This is a genomic window from Streptomyces thioluteus (assembly GCF_039535865.1).
Genome location: NZ_BAAAXZ010000108.1, coordinates 1 through 21,235 on the forward strand (window position 1 = coordinate 1; position 21,235 = coordinate 21,235).

The 21,235-nt window shown below is 70.4% G+C and carries 17 protein-coding genes and 8 pseudogenes; 8 read left to right on the plus strand and 17 right to left on the minus strand.

Annotated elements, in window-relative coordinates:
* The coding region (locus tag ABD794_RS14010) for a metallopeptidase TldD-related protein (RefSeq protein WP_344963527.1) at positions 1 to 479 on the plus strand (479 nt) is incomplete at its 5' end.
* A gap of 92 nt (positions 480 to 571) precedes the next feature.
* A pseudogene (gene tyrS, locus ABD794_RS14015) lies at positions 572 to 1,992 on the plus strand (tyrosine--tRNA ligase).
* A 449-nt stretch (positions 1,993 to 2,441) separates the two neighbouring features.
* Here tyrS and ABD794_RS18990 read toward each other — a convergent pair.
* Positions 2,442 to 2,681: pseudogene (locus ABD794_RS18990) on the minus strand (GlsB/YeaQ/YmgE family stress response membrane protein); the annotation flags it as partial.
* A 168-nt stretch (positions 2,682 to 2,849) separates the two neighbouring features.
* Between ABD794_RS18990 and ABD794_RS14020 the strand changes: the two are divergent.
* Positions 2,850 to 3,299 (plus strand): annotated as a pseudogene (locus ABD794_RS14020) (DUF3099 domain-containing protein); the annotation flags it as partial.
* Positions 3,300 to 3,665: 366 nt separating this feature from the next.
* Here ABD794_RS14020 and moaA read toward each other — a convergent pair.
* The 4 genes and pseudogenes from moaA to ABD794_RS14045 all read right to left on the minus strand — a co-directional run bounded on the left by moaA (position 3,666) and on the right by ABD794_RS14045 (position 6,822).
* Positions 3,666 to 4,655 (minus strand): annotated as a pseudogene (moaA, locus tag ABD794_RS14030) (GTP 3',8-cyclase MoaA).
* Between the two features lie 265 nt (positions 4,656 to 4,920).
* On the minus strand, positions 4,921 to 6,132 hold the full coding sequence (locus tag ABD794_RS14035; protein ID WP_344963549.1) for a solute symporter family protein: 1,212 nt from the start codon (positions 6,130 to 6,132) through the stop codon (positions 4,921 to 4,923).
* Between the two features lie 70 nt (positions 6,133 to 6,202).
* Positions 6,203 to 6,421: pseudogene (locus ABD794_RS14040) on the minus strand (cation acetate symporter); the annotation flags it as partial.
* Positions 6,418 to 6,822 (minus strand): DUF485 domain-containing protein, encoded by a 405-nt coding sequence (locus ABD794_RS14045; protein ID WP_344963528.1) that lies wholly within the window; start codon positions 6,820 to 6,822, stop codon positions 6,418 to 6,420. The pseudogene ABD794_RS14040 and the gene ABD794_RS14045, both read right to left, overlap by 4 nt.
* Before the next feature lie 224 nt (positions 6,823 to 7,046).
* Here ABD794_RS14045 and ABD794_RS14050 point away from each other — a divergent pair, with 224 nt between their 5' ends.
* Positions 7,047 to 7,208, plus strand: coding sequence for a hypothetical protein (locus ABD794_RS14050; RefSeq protein WP_344963530.1), 162 nt, complete (start codon positions 7,047 to 7,049; stop codon positions 7,206 to 7,208).
* 149 nt (positions 7,209 to 7,357) lie between these two features.
* Positions 7,358 to 8,893: a S8 family peptidase gene (locus ABD794_RS14055; RefSeq protein WP_344963532.1), complete on the plus strand. Its 1,536-nt coding sequence runs from the start codon at positions 7,358 to 7,360 to the stop codon at positions 8,891 to 8,893.
* On the opposite strand, the gene ABD794_RS14060 is transcribed toward ABD794_RS14055, so the two are convergent.
* Both ABD794_RS14060 and ABD794_RS14065 read right to left on the minus strand, forming a co-directional pair.
* Positions 8,854 to 9,660, minus strand: a complete 807-nt coding sequence (locus ABD794_RS14060) for a lysoplasmalogenase (RefSeq protein WP_344963533.1) — start codon at positions 9,658 to 9,660, stop codon at positions 8,854 to 8,856. The two genes, ABD794_RS14055 and ABD794_RS14060, sit on opposite strands and share 40 nt — an antisense overlap.
* Positions 9,657 to 10,595, minus strand: a complete 939-nt coding sequence (locus tag ABD794_RS14065; RefSeq protein WP_344963535.1) for a sterol desaturase family protein — start codon at positions 10,593 to 10,595, stop codon at positions 9,657 to 9,659. Before ABD794_RS14065 ends, ABD794_RS14060 begins: the two co-directional genes overlap by 4 nt.
* Before the next feature lie 140 nt (positions 10,596 to 10,735).
* On the opposite strand from ABD794_RS14065, the gene ABD794_RS14070 reads away from it, so the two are divergent.
* Together ABD794_RS14070 and ABD794_RS14075 are read left to right on the plus strand one after the other, a co-directional pair.
* Entirely contained in the window at positions 10,736 to 11,761 is a 1,026-nt protein-coding gene (locus ABD794_RS14070) for a DEDDh family exonuclease (RefSeq protein ID WP_344963536.1), read from the plus strand.
* 31 nt (positions 11,762 to 11,792) lie between these two features.
* A complete protein-coding gene (locus ABD794_RS14075; protein WP_344963538.1) occupies positions 11,793 to 12,587 on the plus strand; it encodes an SURF1 family cytochrome oxidase biogenesis protein in 795 nt (264 codons plus the stop codon).
* Positions 12,588 to 12,993: 406 nt separating this feature from the next.
* Here the strand turns inward: ABD794_RS14075 and amaP are convergent, their stop codons facing one another.
* The 5 genes and pseudogenes from amaP to ABD794_RS14100 form a co-directional block, all read right to left on the minus strand.
* Positions 12,994 to 13,596, minus strand: a complete 603-nt coding sequence (gene amaP / locus ABD794_RS14080; RefSeq protein ID WP_344963540.1) for an alkaline shock response membrane anchor protein AmaP — start codon at positions 13,594 to 13,596, stop codon at positions 12,994 to 12,996.
* Positions 13,593 to 14,165: a DUF6286 domain-containing protein gene (locus ABD794_RS14085; protein ID WP_344963542.1), complete on the minus strand. Its 573-nt coding sequence runs from the start codon at positions 14,163 to 14,165 to the stop codon at positions 13,593 to 13,595. The genes amaP and ABD794_RS14085 overlap by 4 nt, the downstream gene beginning before the upstream one ends.
* The gene (locus ABD794_RS14090; RefSeq protein ID WP_344963544.1) at positions 14,162 to 14,521 is read right to left on the minus strand and encodes a hypothetical protein; all 360 of its coding nucleotides are present in this window, start codon (positions 14,519 to 14,521) and stop codon (positions 14,162 to 14,164) included. The genes ABD794_RS14085 and ABD794_RS14090 overlap by 4 nt, the downstream gene beginning before the upstream one ends.
* A gap of 3 nt (positions 14,522 to 14,524) precedes the next feature.
* Positions 14,525 to 14,734: a hypothetical protein gene (locus tag ABD794_RS14095; protein ID WP_344963546.1), complete on the minus strand. Its 210-nt coding sequence runs from the start codon at positions 14,732 to 14,734 to the stop codon at positions 14,525 to 14,527.
* Between the two features lie 34 nt (positions 14,735 to 14,768).
* Positions 14,769 to 15,240: pseudogene (locus tag ABD794_RS14100) on the minus strand (Asp23/Gls24 family envelope stress response protein).
* A gap of 556 nt (positions 15,241 to 15,796) precedes the next feature.
* Between ABD794_RS14100 and ABD794_RS14105 the strand changes: the two are divergent.
* Complete coding sequence (locus ABD794_RS14105) at positions 15,797 to 15,928, plus strand: hypothetical protein (RefSeq protein ID WP_344963547.1); 132 nt, start codon at positions 15,797 to 15,799, stop codon at positions 15,926 to 15,928.
* Between the two features lie 155 nt (positions 15,929 to 16,083).
* Here the strand turns inward: ABD794_RS14105 and ABD794_RS14110 are convergent, their stop codons facing one another.
* The 5 genes and pseudogenes from ABD794_RS14110 to ABD794_RS14125 form a co-directional block, all read right to left on the minus strand.
* Positions 16,084 to 16,875 (minus strand): enoyl-CoA hydratase/isomerase family protein, encoded by a 792-nt coding sequence (locus tag ABD794_RS14110; protein WP_344963548.1) that lies wholly within the window; start codon positions 16,873 to 16,875, stop codon positions 16,084 to 16,086.
* A 133-nt stretch (positions 16,876 to 17,008) separates the two neighbouring features.
* A pseudogene (locus ABD794_RS14115) lies at positions 17,009 to 17,218 on the minus strand (helix-turn-helix domain-containing protein); the annotation flags it as partial.
* A gap of 357 nt (positions 17,219 to 17,575) precedes the next feature.
* A complete protein-coding gene (locus ABD794_RS18995) occupies positions 17,576 to 18,118 on the minus strand; it encodes an ATP-binding cassette domain-containing protein (protein WP_425586021.1) in 543 nt (180 codons plus the stop codon).
* 609 nt (positions 18,119 to 18,727) lie between these two features.
* Entirely contained in the window at positions 18,728 to 18,868 is a 141-nt protein-coding gene (locus ABD794_RS19000; RefSeq protein WP_425586022.1) for a hypothetical protein, read from the minus strand.
* A 1,005-nt stretch (positions 18,869 to 19,873) separates the two neighbouring features.
* Positions 19,874 to 20,314: pseudogene (locus ABD794_RS14125) on the minus strand (MinD/ParA family ATP-binding protein); the annotation flags it as partial.
* Positions 20,315 to 21,235: the final 921 nt, after the last annotated feature.

The following is a 21,235-nucleotide window of genomic DNA, read 5'->3' on the forward strand; positions in this document are numbered from 1 at the left end:
ACAACGGGCTGCCGGCGGGTGCCACCGACTGGATCCGCGACGGCGTGCTGGAGCGGCTCGTCACCACCCGGCACAGCGCCGCGCTGACCGGCCTGCCGGTCGCCCCCGTCCCGGACAACCTGGTCCTGGACGCGGGCGGCACCCGCTCCCTGCCGGAGATGATCGCGGCGAGCGGGCACGACGGGCCCGAACTGCTGCTGACCTCGCTCTGGTACATCCGCGAGGTGGACCCCGCGACGCTGCTGGTGACCGGGCTGACCCGGGACGGGGTGTTCCTGGTGCGGGACGGGGAGGTGGTGGGCGAGGTGACCAACTTCCGCTTCAACGAGTCACCGGTCGGCCTGCTCTCCCGGGCCGTCGAGGCGGGCCGCACCGAGCTCACCCTGGCCCGGGACATCGGCAAGTACTTCCCCCGGACGGCGATGCCGGCACTGCGGATCCCCGACTTCAACATGAGTTCGGTGAGCCAGGGGGTCTGAGCCGGACGGGGGAGGCGTGCGGGCGGTCCGAATAGACTGGCGCACGACGGGGCCTCCCCGTCCCACCGTCCGCAAACGATCTCAGGAACGCCATGACACGCCTCGGCGAATCCGTCGCCCGCGCCAGCGAGCTCCTCGCGCAGGACCTCTCCACCGACTCGACCGTGGAGCAGCTGCTCACCGAGACCAAGGCGCGGCGCTATCTGGACCTGAGGGACCTCTCGCCGGAGGAGCAGGCCGCCCTGATCGCGGGCCGCGCCGTGGAGGTGCTGCCGGGCCGGGAGAAGCTGGCCGAGCGGATCGGGGAGCGCCGGGCGGCGGGCAAGGGCCTGCACATCAAGCTGGGCATCGACCCGACGGCGGCCGATGTCCACCTCGGCCACACCGTCCCGATGATCGTCCTCAGCCGTTTCCAGCGGATGGGCCACGACGTCACACTGCTGATCGGCGACTTCACCGCGAAGATCGGCGACCCGACGGGCCGTACGGCCGAGCGGCCGCCGCTGACCGACGCCGACATCGAGAAGAACCTGGCCGGCTACCGCGAGCAGGTGCGGCCGTTCTTCGACTTCGACGCGGTCCGCTTCGTCCAGAACAGCGAGTGGCTGTCCCCCTACACCTTCCCCGAGCTGCTGAGCCTGCTCTCCCAGGTGCCGGTCTCCCAGCTGCTCCAGCGCGAGGACTTCCGCAACCGCCTGGCCTCGGGCTCCGGCCTGACCATGTCCGAGCTGCTCTACCCCGGTCGCCCAGGGCCTGGACTCCGTGGCCCTGGACTGCGACGTGGAGCTGGGCGGCGCCGACCAGCTGCTCAACCTGCAGATGGGCCGCAAGCTGATGGAGCTGCGCGGGCAGCGGCCACAGCTGGTCGTCACCATGCCGCTCATCGAGGGCACGGACGGCACCGGCGCGAAGATGTCCAAGTCCAAGGGCAATTACGTCGGCCTGAACGCCACCGCCGACGACGTCTTCGGCAAGATCATGTCCGTGCCGGACCGGCTCATGGAGCCGTACCTCAAGGCGTGGACGGAGTGGACGGACGAGGAGATCTCCCTCGCGCTGTCCCGGATCGAGGCGCGCTCACTGCACCCGATGGACCTCAAGAAGGTCCTCGCGGGCGAGGTCGTGGCCGCGCTGTACGGCGTCGAGGCCGCGATGGCCGCGCGGGCGGGCTCATCGCGCAGTTCTCGAAGAAGAGCTTCACGGACGTCGAGGCGCTGCCGGTGGTCGAGGTCGCGGAGCACGGCGCGGGAGCCGGTGACCGGTGTCCTCAGCAGGTGCTGGGCTTCCAGCCGAGTGCGTCGGCGGCGCGGCGGGTGGCGAAGCAGAACGGCCTGCGGCTCGTTGTCGAGACGGGGTCGGGGCAGCAGGCGATCGTGCTCGCCGAGTCGGATGCGATTCGTCCCGCTCGGGGAGGTCGTTCCGGAGCTGCTGGCCAGGGGCCGGGCTCGGCTCCGATGCGGGGGGTGTCTACCTCAAGGCGGGGCGCAAGGTCGCGGAGGTCCGCGGGCTGTAGCCGAGGGTTTTCCCTCCCGCCGCCCCGCCCTTTCACACCGGTCCCGCAGGGCTGCGCCCCTGCGGGACCCCGTCGGCGCGCGGCGCGCGCCGGGACCGCGCTCCGCGCGGTGGGCGGGGCTCCGCCCCTGCACCCCACCGGGGACCCCGGCGAGAGCTCCGCCCTCTGCACCCCCGCTCGGGACTCTGTCCCTGGATCCCTGAAGTGCCCTGCGGGCTGATTCAGCCCGTCCGGCGCTTGAGGACAATGCGGCGAAGCCGCATTGCGGGCCCGGGGCCGCAGCCCCGAAGTGGGAGCCAGGGGCGAAGCTCCGGTCAGGGGGGTGCAGGGGCGGAGCCCCGCCCCACTCGCGCGCAGCGCGATGCCGGGCCGACGGGCGGAGCCCCGGGAGAAATGGAGAAAGGGCGGGTCGGGGGCGGAGTCAGCCGTCCGAGCGACGGCCGCGCACACGCCACCCACACACCGGTCCCCAGCGCCACGACCACCACCGCCCCGATCACCTGCAGCACATGCCGGATCCAGTCGATACCGTGCGGTGTGCCGCATCCGAGCCCGGACGCCCCCAATTGCCCAGCGCCGCCCCGATCATGCCGCAGATGATCGCGCAGCAGGAGCGGGATCCGTTGCTTCCCCGGGAGGATCGCCTTCGCGATCAGGCCCAGGACCAGACCGACGATGATGGCCCACAACCAAGTTCATGCCGACAGTGTCGGCCGGACCCGGGGGCGCCGCACGTCGAGCCGTTCCACCCGCCGCCCCGCCCTCGTCTTGCCGGGAGTCGCGGCGTTAACGTTGAGTACATCCCGACCCGGAGAGTGGACGGGCACGCAGAGGCGATCAGGTGGTGCATGTGATCACGGAAGCGCGGCCAGGCGGAGACCTTCCGGCATCACCGGAGCCCGGCAGGGTCTGAAGGAGGACGTGCGCGGCGCGAGCGCCGCTACGTCATCTCGATGGGGGATCCGCACGCTCGCGGTCATCCTGACGCGTGGTGTTGTGGAACGTGGAGCGCCATGTCGCGCTCGGCACCCTCGTGCTGGGCATGCTGCTCCCGTACTGTCGCGGTCGTGATCGCCAACGCGGGCGCGAGAACGCCCCCTTCACTGCCCCGGACGTTCATGCCCCGGCCCACCCGGCCGGCCCTTCCCCAAGCCCCGGCGGAACGGCGAAGTCCGCCGGTTGAGAGCGCCCGCGACGGCCAACAGGGCGACCAGAGTGAAGGCTTGAGTTCCGCGGCTCCGGCCGAAGCCTCAGCAAAACCTCAAATCAATCATGTCTTTAGGTGCCCTTCACGGGGCTCTCCGTGATCATACTTCGTAGGCGCTCCGCATCCCCCGTCGGAGCGAATGATCGACGCCGGGCGGCTCCCCCCGTCGGCTGCCCGGCGTCGTCGTAGCCCGCGTCCGTCCCGTCCGGACACCGCGTACCGGCACGTAGAGTTGACGGGTGTACCTCTCCCGACACATCCGCCGCTCCCATCCTGTTCCGCCAAGGGCTGCCGTGCCCCCCGCCGTGTGGGTGCTGGCGTGGCGAACAACCCCAAGCTGCACACCCCGAGCGCCGCAAGACCTGCTCGCGTGCGAGGAACACCGCGCAGCACCTGTCGGAGTTCCTCGGCGTGCGCGGCCTTCCTCAAGGGACGTGGTGACGCTTCAGGAATGGGAGACGCGGAGCTAGCCGCCTATCGCGGACATCGGCCGGCCGCGCGCATGGAGGAACGACGGGTCGTCCAGGCCGGAGCCCGCCTTCTTGCCCACATTCGCCCGCTGCCAGCGCCGGGCGATCTCCGCGTCGTCGGCGCCCCGAGCGCAGCGCCCCGCAGCAGATCCGTTTCCTCGGTGGCGAACAGGCAGGTGCGCACCTAGCCCGTCGGCGGTCAGCCGGGTGCGGTCGCAGGCCGAGCAGAACGGCCGGGTGACCGAGGCGATGACGCCGACCCGGGCCGGGCCGCCGTCCACGAGCCAGCGCTCGGCGGGGGCGGAGCCGCGGCCCTCCTCGGGGGTGAGCGCGAAGCGGGTGCGCAGGCTCGCCAGGATGTCCCGGCGGTGATCATCTCCTCGCGCCGCCAGCCGTGCTGGGCGTCCAGCGGCATCTGCTCGATGAAGCGCAGCTCGTACCCGTTCATCGATCGCCCAGGCGAGCAGGTCGGGGGCCTCGTCGTCGTTGAGGCCGGGCATCAGGACCGTGTTGACCTTGGACGGGGTCGAGCCCGGCGGCCCGGGCGGCGGGCGAGGCCGTCGAGGAACGTCCTGGTGGCGCTTGCGCCGGGTGAGTTGCCGGAAGACGTCGGGGCGCAGGGTGTCGAGGGAGACGTGACCCGGTCGAGGCCGGCCTCCCGCAGGGCGGTCGCGGTGCGGGCCAGGCCGATGCCGTTGGTGGTGAGGGACATCCGGGGACGCGGCGCGAGCGCTGCGCAGCGTTCGACGATGGAGACGAGTCGGGCGGAGCAGCGGTTCGCCGCCGGTGAAGCGGACCCGGTGATGCGAGCCGGGTGACGGCGATCCCCACCAGGCGGACGATTCGTCGTCGGTGAGCAGGTCCTGGCGGGCGAGCCACTGGAGGCCCTCGTTCGGGCATGCAGTAGGTGCAGCGGAGTTTGCAGCGGTCGGTGAGGGAGACCTCTCAGGTCCGTGGCGACACGGCCGTAGGGTGTCGATGAGCACGGCGCTGCCCCTCCCGCGATAGCCGGTGACCGTTGGGCCGATGGTCCGCAGCGCTGTACGCGATCCCCCGGGGCATCAACAGTTCGTTGAGGCCTCGGGGGATCCGGCGAAGAGGGGGGACGGTGGTCAGTGCGCCCCGTAGCCGGTGAGCGAACGGAACCTCCAGTTCGGCGTACTTCTTCGGGTCCGGCGTCTCCTGCGGGACCAGCGAGCCGAGCCAGCCGAGGCAGGAAGCCGAGCGGAATGGAGACGAGTCCGGGGTTGCTCAGCGGAACCAGTCGAAGCTCGTCCGGGGGAAGAGCGCCTTGGGGTTGCCCGAGACGACCGGCGAGAAGATCACCAGGGTGACGGAGGAGACGAGTCCGCCGTAGATCGACCACAGGGCGCCCCGGGTGGTGAAGCGCTTCCAGAAGAGGCTGTAGAGGATCGTCGGGAGGTTGGCCGAGGCGGCGACGGCGAAGGCGAGCGCCACCAGGGCGGCCGCGTTGAGGCGGTGGGCGAAGATGCCCAGCACGATGGAGATCCCGCCGATGACCACCGCCGCGATCTTCGCGGTGAGGACCTCCTCCTTCTCCCCGGTCGCGCCCTTGCGGATGACGTTGGCCCACAGGTCGTGCGCGAAGGACACGGACGAGGCGAGGGTGAGGCCGGCGACCACGGCGAGGATGGTGGCGAAGGCGACGGCGGAGATCACCGCGAGCAGCACGGCGCCGCCGGTGGATCCCGCTCCCCCGCCGACCTCCTCGGCGAGCAGCGGCGCCGCGGTGTTGCCGGACTCGTTCGAGGCGATGATCGCCTTGGAGCCGACGAGGGCCGCCGCGCCGAAGCCCAGCGCGATGGTCATCAGGTAGAAGGCGCCGATGATGCCGATCGCCCAGTTCACCGACTTCCGGGCCGCCTTGGCGGTGGGCACGGTGTAGAAGCGGATGAGGATGTGCGGGCAGTCCGGCCGTGCCGAGGACGAGCGCCAGGCCCAGCGAGACGAAGTTGAGCTTGGAGGTGCCGTCCTTGCCGTACTGGAGCCCGGGTTCGAGGAACGCCCTGCCCTTGCCGCTCTTGTCGGCGGCGGCGCCGAGCAGGTGGAAAGGTTCCAGTCGAACTTGTTGAGCACGAGGATCGTGATCAGCAGGGTGCCCGCGATGAGCAGGACCGCCTTGACGATCTGCACCCAGGTGGTGCCCTTCATCCCGCCGATCGTCACGTAGAGCACCATCACCAGGCCCACCAGGACGATGATCCAGCGCCGCGCCCCCTCGCCGCTGGCGCCGAGCAGCAGGGCGACGAGCGCGCCCGCGCCGACCATCTGGGCCAGCAGGTAGAAGATCGAGACGACGATGGTGGAGGTGCCGGCGGCGGTGCGCACCGGGCGCTGCGCCAGGCGGTGGGCGAGGACGTCGGCCATGGTGAACCGGCCGGAGTTGCGCAGCGGTTCGGCGACCAGCAGCAGGGCGACCAGCCAGGCGACGAGGAAGCCGATGGAGTAGAGGGAAGCCGTCGTAGCCGAAGAGGGCGATGGCGCCGGCGATGCCGAGGAAGGACGCCGCGGACATGTAGTCGCCGGAGATGGCCAGGCCGTTCTGGAAGCCGGTGAAGGAGCGGCCGCCGGCGTAGAAGTCCTCGGCGCTCCTGGTCTGCCGGCCCGCCCAGACGGTGATGCCCAGGGTGATGGCGACGAAGACCGAGAACAGCGTGATGATCAGGGTGCGGTGCTCGCCGGCGCCTCCGGCGGCGGCCAGGACCGTGAAGGGGGTGCTGGGGGTGCTCATTCCGCCGCCTCCATGCGGGCCTTGACGGCCTCGGCCTTCGGGTCGATGCGGGCCGCCGCGTGCCGGGAGTACCACCAGGCGATGAGGAAGGTGGTGAGGAACTGGGCGAGGCCGAACACGAGGGCGACGTTGATGTTTCCGACAAGGACGGTGTCCATGAAGCCGCCCGCGTAGTTGGACAGCAGCACGTAGAGCAGGTACCAGGCGACGAAGGCGACGGTGAGCGGGAACGCGAAGGAGCGGTGCGCCCTGCGCAGTTCGCCGAACTCCTCGCTCGCCTGGACCGCGAGGAAACGGTCGGGCTGCGCGGGGACGCCGGGGCGCGGCGGCCCCTCCGGCGGCCGGGGCGGCGTGGTGGCGGGGGTGGGGGCGGGGGTCTCCGCGACCTCTTCTGAGTCCACGGCCTCTCCTGACGGTGGTGGGTGCGGGCGCGAGCCGAAGCTGTGATCCGGGTCACGCATCGTAGAGGGACACCGCAGTATGCGACAGGGGGGCGGTCGTTGAATGGCGGAGCGGGGTGGGGAGGGGCAAAACCGGCCGGAGGAAGCCTCGTTGACCTGGTGTGAGCACCGAGTTGCCGCATCGGCGGCAGTCCCCCGGTCGACGACCGTTCGGAATCATCAGGTTGACGGCACCCCTGCCGGCCGTGCGCACCGGCCGGCCCGCGGCGGTCCCGGCCGCCGGCCGGTGGTACGGGCCGAGGGTGCCGCTCCCGCCGCTGAGCATCGAGGCGCTGCGTATCGAGGCACTGCGCATCGCGGCGCAGCGGAGTCCGGGCAGGGCCTGAACGGGCGCAAGGCCTGAACAAGCAGTGCAGTCCACCGCTTTCTTGGGGAATTCATTGCTCCGCGGCCATGATCGGCGCTAGCTTCACTCGTCATGTACCCGTCCGCGCACGTCTGGTGCGCCGGACGGCCCGGATGATGTGGAGTTCCCATGGCTCATCTGCGAACCAGACGCCGGCACGCCCTCCTCGCCGTGCCCGTCGGCCTCGCGCTCACCGCGTCTCTCGGCTTCCTGCCGGGCGTCGCCTCGGCCGCCGCCCCGGCCGCGAAGGCCACGGTGAAGACGGACGGCCCGCTGCTGTCGTACGTCGTCAACACCGGTACCGAGCGCGGCACGCTCGACGCGGTGAAGAAGGCCGTCGGACAGAACGGCGGCAGCATCGTCGAGTCGTACGACAAGATCGGCGTCATCGTCGCGCACTCGGGCAACCCCGACTTCGCCAAGACCCTGCGCACCGTGCCGGGCGTGCAGTCCGCGGGCGCCACCCGTACCGCCCCGATCACCCCGGCGGCCACCACGGACGTGGGCAAGCCCGAGAAGCTCAAGCTGCCGAAGTCGTACGCGGCCGCCGCGGCGAAGGCGGCCAAGGCCGCCAAGTCCGGCAAGTCGGCCCAGGAGCCGCTGGAGAGCCTCCAGTGGGACCTCCCGGCCATCAAGGCCGACAAGGCCGCGAAGGTCAACCCGGGCAGCCGCAAGGTCACCGTCGGCGTCATAGACACGGGTGTCGACGACACCCACCCCGACCTCGCGCCGAACTTCTCCCGCTCCCAGTCGGCCAGCTGCGTCACCGGCAAGGCGGACACCAGCCCCGGCGCCTGGCGGCCGTTCAACCCCGCGACGGACTACCACGGCACGCACGTGGCCGGCACCATAGCCGCGGCCCGCAACGGCATCGGCGTGGCCGGGGTCGCTCCGAACGCGAAGATAGCCGCACTCAAGGTGAGCACCGCCAAGGGCAGCTTCTTCTACGCGGAGAGCGTGGTCTGCGCCTTCGTCTTCGCCGCCGACCACGGCATATCGGTGACGAACAACAGCTACTACGTCGACCCGTGGATGTTCAACTGCACGGACGACGCCGACCAGCGGGCCATCGCCGACGCGGTCAACCGCGCGGTGCAGTACGCCGACCGCAAGGGCGTCGTCAACGTCGCCTCGGCCGGCAACTCCAACTTCGACCTGGCGGCCAAGAAGATCACCGACTCGTCGAGCCCCAACGACACCAAGCCCGGCTCGCGCGACATCGACCCGGCCAAGTGCCTGGACGTCCCGGCCCAGCTGCCCGGTGTCATCACCGTCTCCGCCACCGGCGTCAACTCGCTGAAGTCGTACTACTCCAACTACGGCCTGGGCGCCATCGACGTGGCGGCCCCCGGCGGTGACGCCCGCCAGATCCCGGAGGCGCCGGCCAAGGACGGCCGCATCCTCTCCACCCTCCCCGGCGGCGACTACGGCTTCCTCCAGGGCACTTCGATGGCCGGCCCGCACGTCGCGGGCGTGGTGGCGCTGCTGAAGAGCACCCACCCGAAGTCCAACGCGGCGGAGATCCAGTGGATCCTCAAGGCCCAGGCCACGAACCCGGGCTGCCCGGCGCAGGCTCCGGCCGACGCGCCCTGCGTCGGCACCAAGAACATCAACAGCCACTACGGCTACGGCATCGTCGACGCCCTGGCCGCGGCCCGCGGCTGACGTCCGCTCCACCGGAGTCCGCTCCACTGGAGCCCGCTCCACCGGCGGAAGGGACCGGGCCGGTGCCCGGTGTCTTCCGCCCCCGCCGCCGCCCGCACCACCGCGTCCGCCAGCAGCGCCTGCGCCCCCAGATAGGTCAGCATGATCCAGAACTGGGGTGTGCGGGCCTGCGGCCACCCGGCCAGGCCGGACGCGATGAGGGTGTCGGAGAGCAGGAAGAGCGCACCGCCCGCCGCGCCCCGGCGGCCGGTGCGCAGCGCGCCGTACGCCATCGCCGTCAGCAGCAGCCCGTACAGCGCGACGGGCGGCCGGAGCCGCTCCGGCAGGCCCGGCCAGAGCAGGGCGGTCGTCCCGGCCCAGGCGGCGGCGTAGCCGACGGCGGGGACTCCGGGTGCTCCGGGCCGGGCGGACCGGCCCGGAGCACCCGGTGCGGCGGTCGGACCCGTCCGGCCCGTCGGCCGGGCTCCATGCCTGGCTCCGTGCCGGGCGAACAGCCCGAGGTAGCACAGGTGCCCGGCCGCGAACGCGCCCATCCCCAGCAGGAACGCCGTCTCGCCACCGGCCTGGAGCAGGACGTCCCCCGCGCAGCCCAGCAGCAGCGCGACCGCGAGCAGCGGAGGCCCGCCGCGGACGAGGACGTACTCCGCGAGCAACGGCATCAGCGCCGGTTTGGTGGCCCGCGCGACGGGCGTGGCCCCGGTGAGCAGGGCCCCGAGGTGGACGCCCGCGGCCGCCCAGGCGAGCCGGGGGCGGCGCAGCGCCCTCACCGGCCGGCCTTCTCACGCGCGGACGGGGCACCAGGGCCGGGAACTCGGGCCCGCCCGGGCCCGGAGGCCGAGGCGCGGGCCCTCCCGGGACCCGTCGGCTCGAAACCCTTCGGCTGCCAGCCCGGGCCGCGGAAGATCCTTCCCGCGCGCTCGCCCCAGGTGCGGGCCGCGCGTACGTCGCGGGCGATGGCCGCGTACTCGTGGGTGGCGACGCGCAGCGGGTTGTAGGTGTGGATGTTCTTCGTCAACCCGTAGACGGGCCGTTCCCCCTCCGCCACGAACGAGCCGAAGAGCCGGTCCCAGACGATGAGGATCCCGCCGAAGTTGCGGTCCAGATAGCCGCCTTGGGAGGCGTGGTGCACCCGGTGGTGCGAGGGGGTGTTGAGGACGTACTCGAAGGGCCGGGGCAGCCTTCCGACCCGTTCGGTGTGGACCCAGAACTGGTAGACGAGGTTGGCGCCCGAGCAGAAGGCGACGGCCGCCGGGTGCACCCCCAGCGCCACCATCGGCACGTAGAACGGCCAGACGGTCCAGGTGGTCCACGGCTGGCGCAGCGCGGTGGTGAAGTTGAACTTCCGGCTGGAGTGGTGCACGACGTGGCAGGCCCACAGGATCCTGATCACGTGGTGGCCGCGGTGCGACCAGTAGTAGAAGAAGTCCTGGACGAGCAGCATCAGCGGCAGCGTCCACCACAGCAGCGGGACGCGCAGCGGCGTGAGTTCGTAGATCGCGGTGTAGATCGCGACGATGGGGATCTTCCAGAGCGCGTCGAAGACCACGCTGCCGATGCCCATGCCGATGCTGGTCGCCGCGTCCTTGGTCTCGTAGCCCTCGGCCTCGTCGTCGGGATGGAGGCGGTAGCTCACCGCCTCGATCACGGTGAGCACGGTGAAGGCGGGGACCGACCACAACACGACATCCGGAAGGTGCGGCATGACGGCACCATAAACACGCCGACGGCCGTACGGCTAGGGGTTGTTACCCTCGGGTATCGATCGTCGTTACCGTGGGTTCGGCCAGGATCGGCGGGGAGGCGGCGAAGCGCTGTCAGTGCGGGCCCGTAAGCTCTTGGACCATGCTCGAAGACCGCATCGCAGCCGCATCGCCCACCCCGTGGCCGGCCGCGTATCCCGAGGGATACGCGGTCGTCGACGTGGAGACCACCGGGCTCGCCCGGGACGACCGGATAGTGTCGGCTGCCGTGTACCAACTGGACGGCCGCGGCCGGGTGGAGGACTCGTGGTACACACTGGTCAACCCCCGCCGTGATCCCGGCCCGGTGTGGATCCACGGGCTCACCACCGAAGTGCTCGCGGACGCCCCGCTGTTCGAGGACATCGCGGAGGAGTTCGCGAAGCGGCTGGACGGGCGGGTGCTGGTCGCGCACAACGCCGCGTTCGACTGGTCGATGATCGCCCGGGAGTACGCGCGGGCCGGCTCCGAGGCGCCGGTGCGCCGACGGCTGTGCACGATCGCGCTCTCCAAGGAGCTCGGGCTGCCGCTGCCCAACCACAAGCTGGAGTCCCTGGCCGCGCACTACGGGGTGGAGCAGCGGCAGGCGCACCACGCGCTGGACGACGCCCGGGTGCTGGCGGAGGCGTTCCGGCCGAGCCTGGCGCTGGCGGCGGAGGCGAATCTGCGGCTGCCGCTGCTGGCCTGCCAGCCGCTGACGGAGTGGTCCGACGGCCCGGCGGCCGTCCGTTCGGCGACCGTCGGGTACCAGCCGTCCTGGCAGCACCGCGGCGGCGGCGCGGCGACGTGGCGGCCGAGCCGCAAGCGGCCCGCCTGCCCGTACCCCAACCCGGGCCGTTACGAACCGGGCAAACAGCTCATTCAGGGCATGCGGGTGGCGTTCTCCGGCGACACCTCGATCGACCGGGAGCTGCTGGAGGACCGGGCGATCGAGGCCGGGCTCCACGTGGCGACGAGCATCTCGCGGCTGACGAGCCTGCTGGTCACCAACGATCCGGACTCCCACACGTCCAAGACCGTCAAGGCCCGGCAGTTCGGGACGCCGGTCGTCGACGAGGCCGCCTTCGTGCAGCTGCTCTCGCACGTGATGCCGGCGGAGGGGGCCCGGCCCGGCACACCCGGCCGATGAGGGACGAACCGCACCAGGTACCGTCACATGCGTGTACCGCTTCCTGCTGACCCGGCAGTGGGTGATCCTCACGCTCGTGGGGCTCGTCCTCATCCCGGTGATGATCAAACTGGGCTTCTGGCAGCTGCATCGCCATGAGCAACGGGTGGCGCGCAACAACCAGATCGGCCGCAGCCTCGAACACACACCCTCGCCCGTCACCGATCTGACGGCGCCCGGCCGTGAGGTGCCGCGCGAGAACGTCTGGCGCCCGGTCACGGCGAAGGGGTCGTACGACCCCAAGGGCGAGGTCGTGGTCCGCCTGCGGACCGACAACTCCGGCAAGTCCGGCTTCATGGTCGTCACGCCCTTCGTCCTGGACGACGGCAGGGCGGTGCTCGTCAACCGCGGCTGGATCCCGGCCGACGCCGGGCAGCGCGAGTACCCGAAGGTCCCCGCCCCGCCCGCGGGCCGGATCGACCTCACCGGGCGGCTGCGCGCCGACGAGGACCCGGGCAGCGGCATCCGCGACACCAAGGGGCTGCCGCCCCGCATGATCATGATCATCAACAGCGAGCGGCAGGCGAAGGAGTTGCACCGGCCGCTGCTCGGCGGCTATCTGGAGCTCATCTCCCCCGCGGGCGAGGGGCAGCCGCAGACGATCGACGAGCCGGATCACAGCAGCATCGGCAATCACATGGCGTACACGGTGCAGTGGTGGCTGTTCTCGGCGTTCGTGCCCGTCGGGTGGGTCATTCTGGTGCGGCGTGAGCGGCGGGATCGGCTGGCGGAAGCGGCTGGGGCCGCGAAGGCGGCGGAAGAGGAGTCGGTTCCCGTGGTGGGGTGAGGGGGGGTTGCCCCTGGCCCGCCCTTTCACCGTTTCTCCCGGGGCTCCGCCCCTCGGCCCGGCACCGCGCTCCGCGCGGTGGGGGCGGGGTTGCGCTCCGCGCAGAGGTCGCGGGGCTTCACCCCTGCACCCCACCGGGGGCTCCGCCCCCTGCACCCCTGACCAGGACCGGGGACTGCGCGCCTGCCCGGAAGCAGCCTTCGGACGCCGTCCTCAAGCGCCGGACGGACTGAACCAGCCCGTCCGGCGTTTGAGGACGAACACGGCGCAGCCGCGTTGCGGGGTCCGAGGCGCAGCCCCGAACGGAGAGCGCAGCCCTGGTCAGGGGTGCAGGGGGCGGAGCCCCCGCCGGGGTGCAGGGGCGGAGCCCCGGAAGAAATGGTGAAAGGGCGGGTCGGGGGCAAGGTCACCCCACGCGCTCCGCGCGATGGCGGAGCGCCCGCAGCCGCACCTCCGCCGGCAGCCGCCCCAACCCCAGAGACGTCCGGCCCGCCTCCAGCACCTCGGTGCGGAGACGCCGCAGCACGGCCTCCGGCACCGCCCCGGGCGACAGCACGATCGTCACCCGCACCTCCGGCGCCGCCCTCCGCCCCGACAACACCACCACCGCCCGCTCGACCCCGTCCAGGGCCCCCGCCTCCGCCGCCAGCGCCTCCTCCACCGCGTGTCCGCGCACCAGCACGACGGGGTCGTCGTCGGCGAGCGCCACGTCCCGCACCCGTCGCCGGCGCAGCTGCCCCAGCAGCCACCACAGGGCCACCAGCACCAGCACCGCGAGCACGCCGATCACGACGGGCCACCACCACCGGCGGTGGCGCCACCGCCGCCGGTCCGCGTCCGTCAGCAGGACGTCGTCCGGCCCCTGGAACGGCCAGCCGGAGGGCAGGGAGAAGTCCCAGTGCCGGGGCAGGTCCAGCGCGCCGACGAGCACCGCCCCGCCGAGTGCCACCAGCACCAGCCCCGCCAGCCCCACCAGCACACGGTTCACCGGACGCAGCACCGCGCTCACCGCCTCGGCGGCCGGTGGACGCGGACCGACAGGACGGGCCGCCGGGCGAGCCCCAGCTCCCGTACGCCGTCGGCGAGAACGCCGTCCACGTCCGCCCGCACCTCGTCCAGGTCCCGGAAGTGCGCCCGGGCCCGCGCCCGGACCGTCAGCCGGCCGACGTCGACCCGTACGGACTGCACCCCGGAGACCTCCATCACCCGGTCCCGCAGCACCAGCGCCGCCGCGCGCCGGTCGAGCGCGGCCCGGACGTCGGGGCTGTCGCGCCGCATCGGCAGCACGCCCCGGCGGCCGGGCGTCAGGGCCAGGACGACGAGCCAGAGCCCCAGCAGCACCGCGACCACCGCACCGGCGACGATCCAGCCGTTCTCCAGGTGCCGGTGGGCGAGTTCACGGGCGAGCCGGCGCCGCCAGCCGAGGGCCGGGCGGCCGGCCCGTACCGCCGCCACGTCGTAGAGGAGGAGCCCCGCCGCGCCCAGCACGACGACCGCGACCAGCGCGGCAGGCACCCGGCGGGCCGACCAGAAGCGGCCCGCGCGGCCGCCGTTCCCGTCCTCCCCGGGCCCGGTCACCGCACCCGCTCCGCCCCGCCGTGCCGCAGGTGCCGCGAGTGCAGCCGCTCTACGGTGACCACGACCTCCGGCACCTCCATGCCCGCCAACGCCCGTACCCGCTCGGCGATCCGCCGCCGCACGGCGCGGCAGCGCGCGGCGATGTCCGCCGGGTAGCCGAGTTCGACGGACACGGTCACCCGGGCCGTCTCCTCGTGGACGGTCACGGATGCGTACGGGGGCTCCCCTTCTTCGCCGACGTCGTCCAGCGCCTCGCGCGCGGCCTGCGAGGCGATCTTCGCGACGACGCGGTCGGCGATCCGGGTGGCTCCTCGTCGGGCCGGTTCCACGGCCCGCCCTCCCCGCGCGACGGTCATCGGCTACCGCCGCCGGTCGTCACGGTCGCGATCACGGTCGCGGTCGCGCGGACGGAAGAAGTCGCCCGCGTCCAGGTCGCCGTCCAGGAACCGGCCCACGACGAAACCGACGGCACCCAGCGCCGCCACCAGCAGGAAGGCGCCGAACCCGCCGAAGTACCCGGCGAATCCCAGCGCCATGCCGACGATCGAGCCGACCACGGCCATGCTCATCGCGCGCTCCTCATCACGGGGGTCACCGGCCCGGTCACTGGATCCTCGGCGTCGGCTCTTCCTCCTCCTCGTCGGGCAGCTTCACATCGCTGACGGCGATGTTCACCTCGACGACCTCCAGACCGGTCATGCGCTCCACCGCGGCGATGACGTTCTCCCGCACGGCGCGGGCCACTTCGGCGATCGCCACGCCGTAGTCGACGACGATCTCCAGGTCGAGCGCCGTCTGGACCTCGCCGACCTCCGCCTTCACCCCGCGCGTCGCGGACTTGCCGCTGCCGGGCACCCGGTCGCGCACCGCGCCGAAGGTGCGCGCGAACCCGCTGCCCATCGTGTGGGACGCCGACCACGTCACGGGCCGCCAGCCCGGCGATCTTCTCCACGACGCCGTCCGCGATGGTGGTGCGCCCGCGGTCGGCCGGCGCCACGTACTCCTTGGGTTCCTTGCGCTCCTTGGGCTCCTTGGCCGCTCCCGGTCCGTCCGGACCGCCCGGCGTGTCGGTCATGGTCGTTCGCCTCGCTTCCAGGGAAGTCTTCCGCGGGAGGAACATGGCGCGCACCGATCTGTTGACACGATATGCCTTGTCGATGCGAACTTCGCGGCGTGTACGGCAGGAGGACGGACATGGACGGATCCGGTGCGGTCCGCCGGCAACTCGCCCTGGGGAGGCTGCTGCCGCTGGGCGGGGCGGAGGACGGGGCGTGGATCGCGGAGGCGGCGCGGGGGCGGTGCTGCGGGCCGCGCCGACGCCGCCGGGGTGTGCCTGGGCATCGTCCGTCTGGACCGGAGCGCTGCGGCGCCGGTCTCCCCCGGGCCCGTCCCGGCCCCGCCGAGCGCCCTGCCGGCCGGGCCGGTGCGGATCTCCGTGGAGATGACGGCGGGGCTCGGGGAGCCGTTGCCGATGGTGGCGGGGCGGGTGCGGGAGGCGTTGTTGCGGGTGGCGGAGGAGAGGGTGGGGTTGGTGGTGGAGGGGGTTGATGTGCGGGGTGGTGGAGTCGGTGCCGCCGGTTCCGGTTCCGGAAGGGCCGGTGTTGTCCGGCTCGTTGCCCGTGCCGGGTGTTGTGGCGGCACACGCCGTGGGAGCGGGAACGTGGATCGAGGTGGCCGCCGGGTTCCGGGTGCTGGATGTGGCCCGGGCAGTGCGGGAAGTGGCGGGCGGGGCGGTGGTCGTCGCGGCCGTGGGCCGCGGTTAGGAGTGCCCCTGTCCCTCCCCCAGAGGGGGTACCCCCAGTCCTCAAGCGCCGGACGGGCTATTCAGCCGTCCGGCGCTTGAGGACTTCGCCCGAAGGGCGAACGGGGTCCGGGGTCTCCCCGGAGGAAACGGTGAAAGGGCGGGGTTGGGGAAAACTCACTCCCCCAGACCCGCCAGGTCCCGCAACCGCCGCCCCTGCGCCGCCCGCTCCTCCACCCGCTGCTCGTCGTACGCACGACCCACCGCGCCCCGCAACAACGCCTTCGTCTCGACGACCGCGTCCCGGGGAGCCGCCAGCAGCGCCGCCGCCAAGTCGTCCGTCGCGGCGTCGAGTTCGCCCGTCGGCACGACGAGGTTGGCCAGGCCGACGCGCTCGGCCTCCGCGGCGTGGACGAAACGCCCCGTGGCGCAGATCTCCAACGCCCGTGCGTAGCCGACGAGTCCGACGAGCGGCTGGGTGCCGCCCAGGTCGGGCACCAGCCCCAGGCTGGTCTCGCGCATGGCGAACTGCACGTCGTCCGCGCAGACGCGCAGGTCGCACGCGAGGGCGAGCTGGAAGCCCGCGCCGATCGCATGGCCCTGCACGGCGGCTATGGAGACGATGTCGTTCCGCCGCCACCAGGTGAACGCCCGCTGATAGGAGGCGATTTCCGCGTCCAGGTCGGCCTCGGAACCGCGCGCCAGGTCGAGGAACGACGGCTCCCCGTCGAACCCCTCGGGCGTGAACGCCTGCCGGTCGAGGCCGCGGAGAAGGACTTGCCCTCGCCCCGGAGCACCACGACCCGCACGCTGCCCGGGCAGCAGCCGCCCGGCCTCGGTGAGTGCCCGCCACATGGCGGGCGACTGGGCGTTGCGCTTGGCGGGACGGTTCATCGTGACGGTGGCCACCGCGTCGAGCACGGTGAGCCGCACGCCGTCCTGGTCGAGCAGGGCCTGCGGGGCGGTCATGGAAGCCTCCGGAGTCGGAACTGCAGTCAGCAACAAGTGACTGCCACAGTAACCACCCGGCCGGAACGTCCGCCGACCGGGTGGCACTGTCCATGCTTAGTGCCCGACAGGTGCGCGGTGTCAGGCCGAGGCGGGCCTTCTTGCCACGCGTCGCCCCGCCGCGACCCCGCAGGATCACGCCGGATTCGCTGAGCATCCGGTGGACAAAGCCATAGGAGCGGCCGGTCTCTTCGGCCAGCGCCCTGATGCTCGCACCGGAGTCGTACTTCTTCTTCAGGTCTGCCGCGAGCTTCTCGCGCGCGGCGCCGGTCACCCGGCTGCCCTTCTTCAGAGTCTCGGCCACCCGTGCCTCCTCATGGGAGATGCGCCTCTTGTCTCTCATGATCACCCCTTGCCGGGATCCTGGCCACCCATTCGGCAAGGTCGATGACAGAAGGTTTCCGCGATCCGGGCCGCGGACAGCGCCCGGAGCAGGCGATTCCGTCCCGAACCGGCCGTACGGCCGTACGGGTGGCCCGGTGAAGCGGCAGGTCAGGGACGGAGCGGGGAGTGCGGGGGCAGAGCACGGCCGAGGGCCGGTGCCCTGCGTGCGCCGGAGCGTTCCACCACACCGGGGTACGAGCCGTCCTCACTCATATGAAGGATCACGCATCGGCCGAATGATCGGTACGGGACTGATCAAGCGAGCCCGGGGAGCGCCTCAGGCGAGGGCGACCAGGTCCGCGTAGTCCGGACCCCACAGATCCTCCACACCGTCCGGCAGCAGGATGATGCGCTCCGGCTCCAGCGCGTCCACCGCGCCCTCGTCGTGCGTCACCAGCACCACGGCGCCCTTGTAGGTGCGCAGCGCGCCGAGGATCTCCTCGCGGCTGGCGGGGTCGAGGTTGTTGGTGGGCTCGTCCAGGAGGAGGACGTTGGCGGAGGAGACGACCAGCGTCGCCAGCGCCAGCCGGGTCTTCTCGCCGCCGGAGAGCACGCCGGCGGGCTTGTCGACGTCGTCGCCTGGAGAAGAGGAAGGAACCCAGCGTCTTGCGGACCTCGACCAGGTCGAGGTCGGGGGCGGAGGAGCGCATGTTCTCCAGGACCGTGCGTGTCCGGGTCGAGCGTCTCGTGCTCCTGCGCGTAGTAGCCGAGCTTGAGGCCGTGGCCGGGGGTGACCGCACCGGTGTCGGGCTTCTCGGCGCCGGCGAGCAGCCGCAGACAGCGTGGGTCTTGCCCGCGCCGTTGAGGCGAGGATGACCACGCGCGAGCCCTTGTCGATGGCCAGGTCGACGTCGGTGAAGATCTCCAGCGAGCCGTAGGACTTGGACAGGCCCTCGGCCGTGAGCGGGGTCTTGCCGCAGGGCGCGGGCTCGGGGTATGGGGAAGCTATACAAACAATGTCGCAGCTTGGGACCGCTTCGGAGGCACGCGCTTACTGACGCCTCGAAGGCCGGACCTGGCAGCCGCCGGCCCGCGCTTGCCATGGTTCCTGCGCGGCGGCTTGACACGGTCTTGGTTCGGTGCCTTTGGCACGCATCCTCTGGTGTCCGGCCTCGGGATTGAGGGCGGCCGGCCTTCTTCTACGGCAGATTGTTGTGCCACGACTCCCGCTTTGCAGGCACGTACTCGTCGGCCCGCGCTGCCGCATGCGTCTGGTTAGAGCATTTCCAAGCCGTGATATGTTGTCAGACTCGATGACCGAGCGGGTGGCGTCGAGGTAGAAGACCTTGTTGACGGACGGTCTCGACCGATTTTTGGTTCGACGTCGTGCGGATGTAATGACGACGAAGCCGCAGCGGTAGGTCTTGAGGTAGTCGCGCAGACCCAGGCGATGGAGTCCGCGTCGAGGTGGTTGGGTGGGCTCGTTCGTTTAGGAGAGCGTGTCGGCGCGTCGGCGAAGAGGTATCCGGGCCAGTTGCTCGACGGCGGCCGCTGACCGCCGTCGAGAAGGGTGTTGCAGCGGCTGGGTCAGGCCATGCGGCTCGGGCAGGCCGGAGCTGGGCGTGCGCATGGTCGCCTGGCCTCGGCCCTTCGGCTGGCGTGTGTACCCGACCCTTGTGGTGAGGCCAACTCCTGCTTGTCTACCAGGCGCTCGTACTTCTTTCATGGCCTTCTCATTGCGCGTTTGGCCGCCTTGCCGCTTGGCCCTGCGTCCTCGTTCACTAGCGGCATATCTTTGCGGAGACACCGCGAAGTCCAGGCCGCGGGCCGAGAAGGATGCCCGGTACGCTGGTGCGCGAAGCACGTGCACCGATGGTTGTTCGGCCACGGTGCGTACTGTGGGGGCCTGCGGGAGGTGAGGTGAGTAGTTGACCTCTCCTGAGCGGCTCGACTGGTGCCGGGCACGGCGGGGATGCCTCGCGGCCAGGCACTTGGTGAGCGTGGTCTTGCCCGCTCCGTTGCTGGCCGACCAGGGCCGATGCCGGTCGCCCTCATTAGGCGCATACCGGAAGGTGGCCGACTCGATGAGGACGTCGGGCGCATACGGCGCGCAGCTCGATCGTGCGTGAGGCTGGTGATCACGGGAACTACTCGGGGCAGGTGTGAGACGGCAGCGTCGGGATAGTGTTATGGTGCGGATAACATCTGCCGCTGCGGGTTACGGGCGACCGGCGCCCGTCTAATGCACGAGAGAAGGAAGCCATGGGAAGAGTCTAACGGGGCGGGCAAACGGATGTTCCCGCGGCGGCGGGCCCGGCGTGGTTCGCACTATCGAGCTATGTGCCGTTACTCGTGCCAAAGGTTCGCGCGCCGTCCGTGCCGCCGATTCGCCCGCAGCCTGCCCGGATTTCACTACCCGGTTTTCCGAACGGGCCCGGAACGGGAAGGATCCGATGGTGAACGGATACTTCGGGTGGGTGACGTGTCCCGGGGGAAAGGCCGGCGGTGCATTGCAGTTCGATCGACTCGACGCCGGACCTGGACACCTCCGCAGGTTGCAGGGCACGAGCGGGGCAGCCGGATCCACGGGCTGTGTCGCCCGGCTGACACCGTGGGCGGCTGGGGTCGTGGGGCCCCCCGCCGCCAGGTGCTCGTCGAACGGCACGACGACCACGCCCCGGCACCGGGTCTCGAAGTGGGAGACGATGTCCTCCACCTTGATCATCTTGCCGGTCTCCCGCACCCCCGAGATGACCGTGAGGCTGCGCCCCACCAACTCGGCGTACCCGTGCGCCGACAGCCAGTCCAGCGTCGTGCTCGCGCTGCTCGCGCCGTCCACGGACGGGGTGGAGACGATGATCAGCTGGTCCGCGAGGTCCAGGACCCCGCGCATCGCGCTGTAGAGCAGGCCCGTGCCCGAGTCGGTGAGGATGATCGGGTACTGCCGGCCGAGGACGTCTATGGCCCGCCGGTAGTCCTCGTCGTTGAACGTGGTCGAGACCGCCGGGTCCACGTCGTTGGCGATGATCTCCAGTCCGGACGGCGCCTGCGAGGTGTAACGGCGGATGTCCATGTAGATTTTCTCTCTTCCTGCCTTAGCCATTTCTTTTGGGTGGGTGTGGAGCCTTGTGGGGGGGGTACCTTAGGTGTGTATAGATTGGGGGGGCTTCCGGTCGTGGTACGTGGAAGTGCCGTGATTTTTTGGTTGGGTGTTTTGGAGTTTTTGCGGATGCGTGGTTGTGTTTGTTTTGGCTTTTGGCTAGTGCTTTGTGTTGCCTGGTTCGTGGGCGCGGGACTTGTTAGAAGTGGTTTTTTTGGTTGTGGTATTGTTTTTGGGTAGCGGGGGTGGGTGATTGTCGTTTGGGTGTGCTGTTCCACACAGAGGTGTTTTTTGACTGTCTCAGAGTGATGGACGGGGATTTGTGATGGGGTCTTGGGTCTCCTGTTTGATTTTTTACTTCTCTGGCGATTTTTTTGTGTGACTTTGCCTTTTTGCTGCTTTTTTTCTTTTGAATATCAGGTTGTTTTTTTCTTTTTTTATGAGGGAGGGGCTGTTGTGGGGGGGTCTTCGAGGGCTCTTTTTCTTTGTGTTGTGATGAAGCGTATTTCAGTTGGGTGATTGGCGGTACATGGGGTTGGGATGAGGGGGAGAGATTTTTTGGTTTGTTGATGTTGAGGTTTTTGTTTAGGTTTGGGGGGTGATGTGTGGGCGTTCGGTGTGTGGGGTTTGGAAGGTGTGGGGAAGTATTCTTCTTATAAGATTATCTTCTGACCAAGGGGATTATAATCTACGGATCTATGCACTGTTGGCAACTAATCTGTGTTGTGCCTGAATAGACTGCAGGGAGAGGTATCGCACGCAATTGTTCCTGTTAATCTATTATTCGTGGTCTTTTGCTTGGTTATTATGGTCAAACGCCAAGGGTAAAATTTTATGTAGGTGCCCGACCTGGAGGGGAGTGCCAAGCCGACATTTCGCTCATTTTGAAGGTAAGGT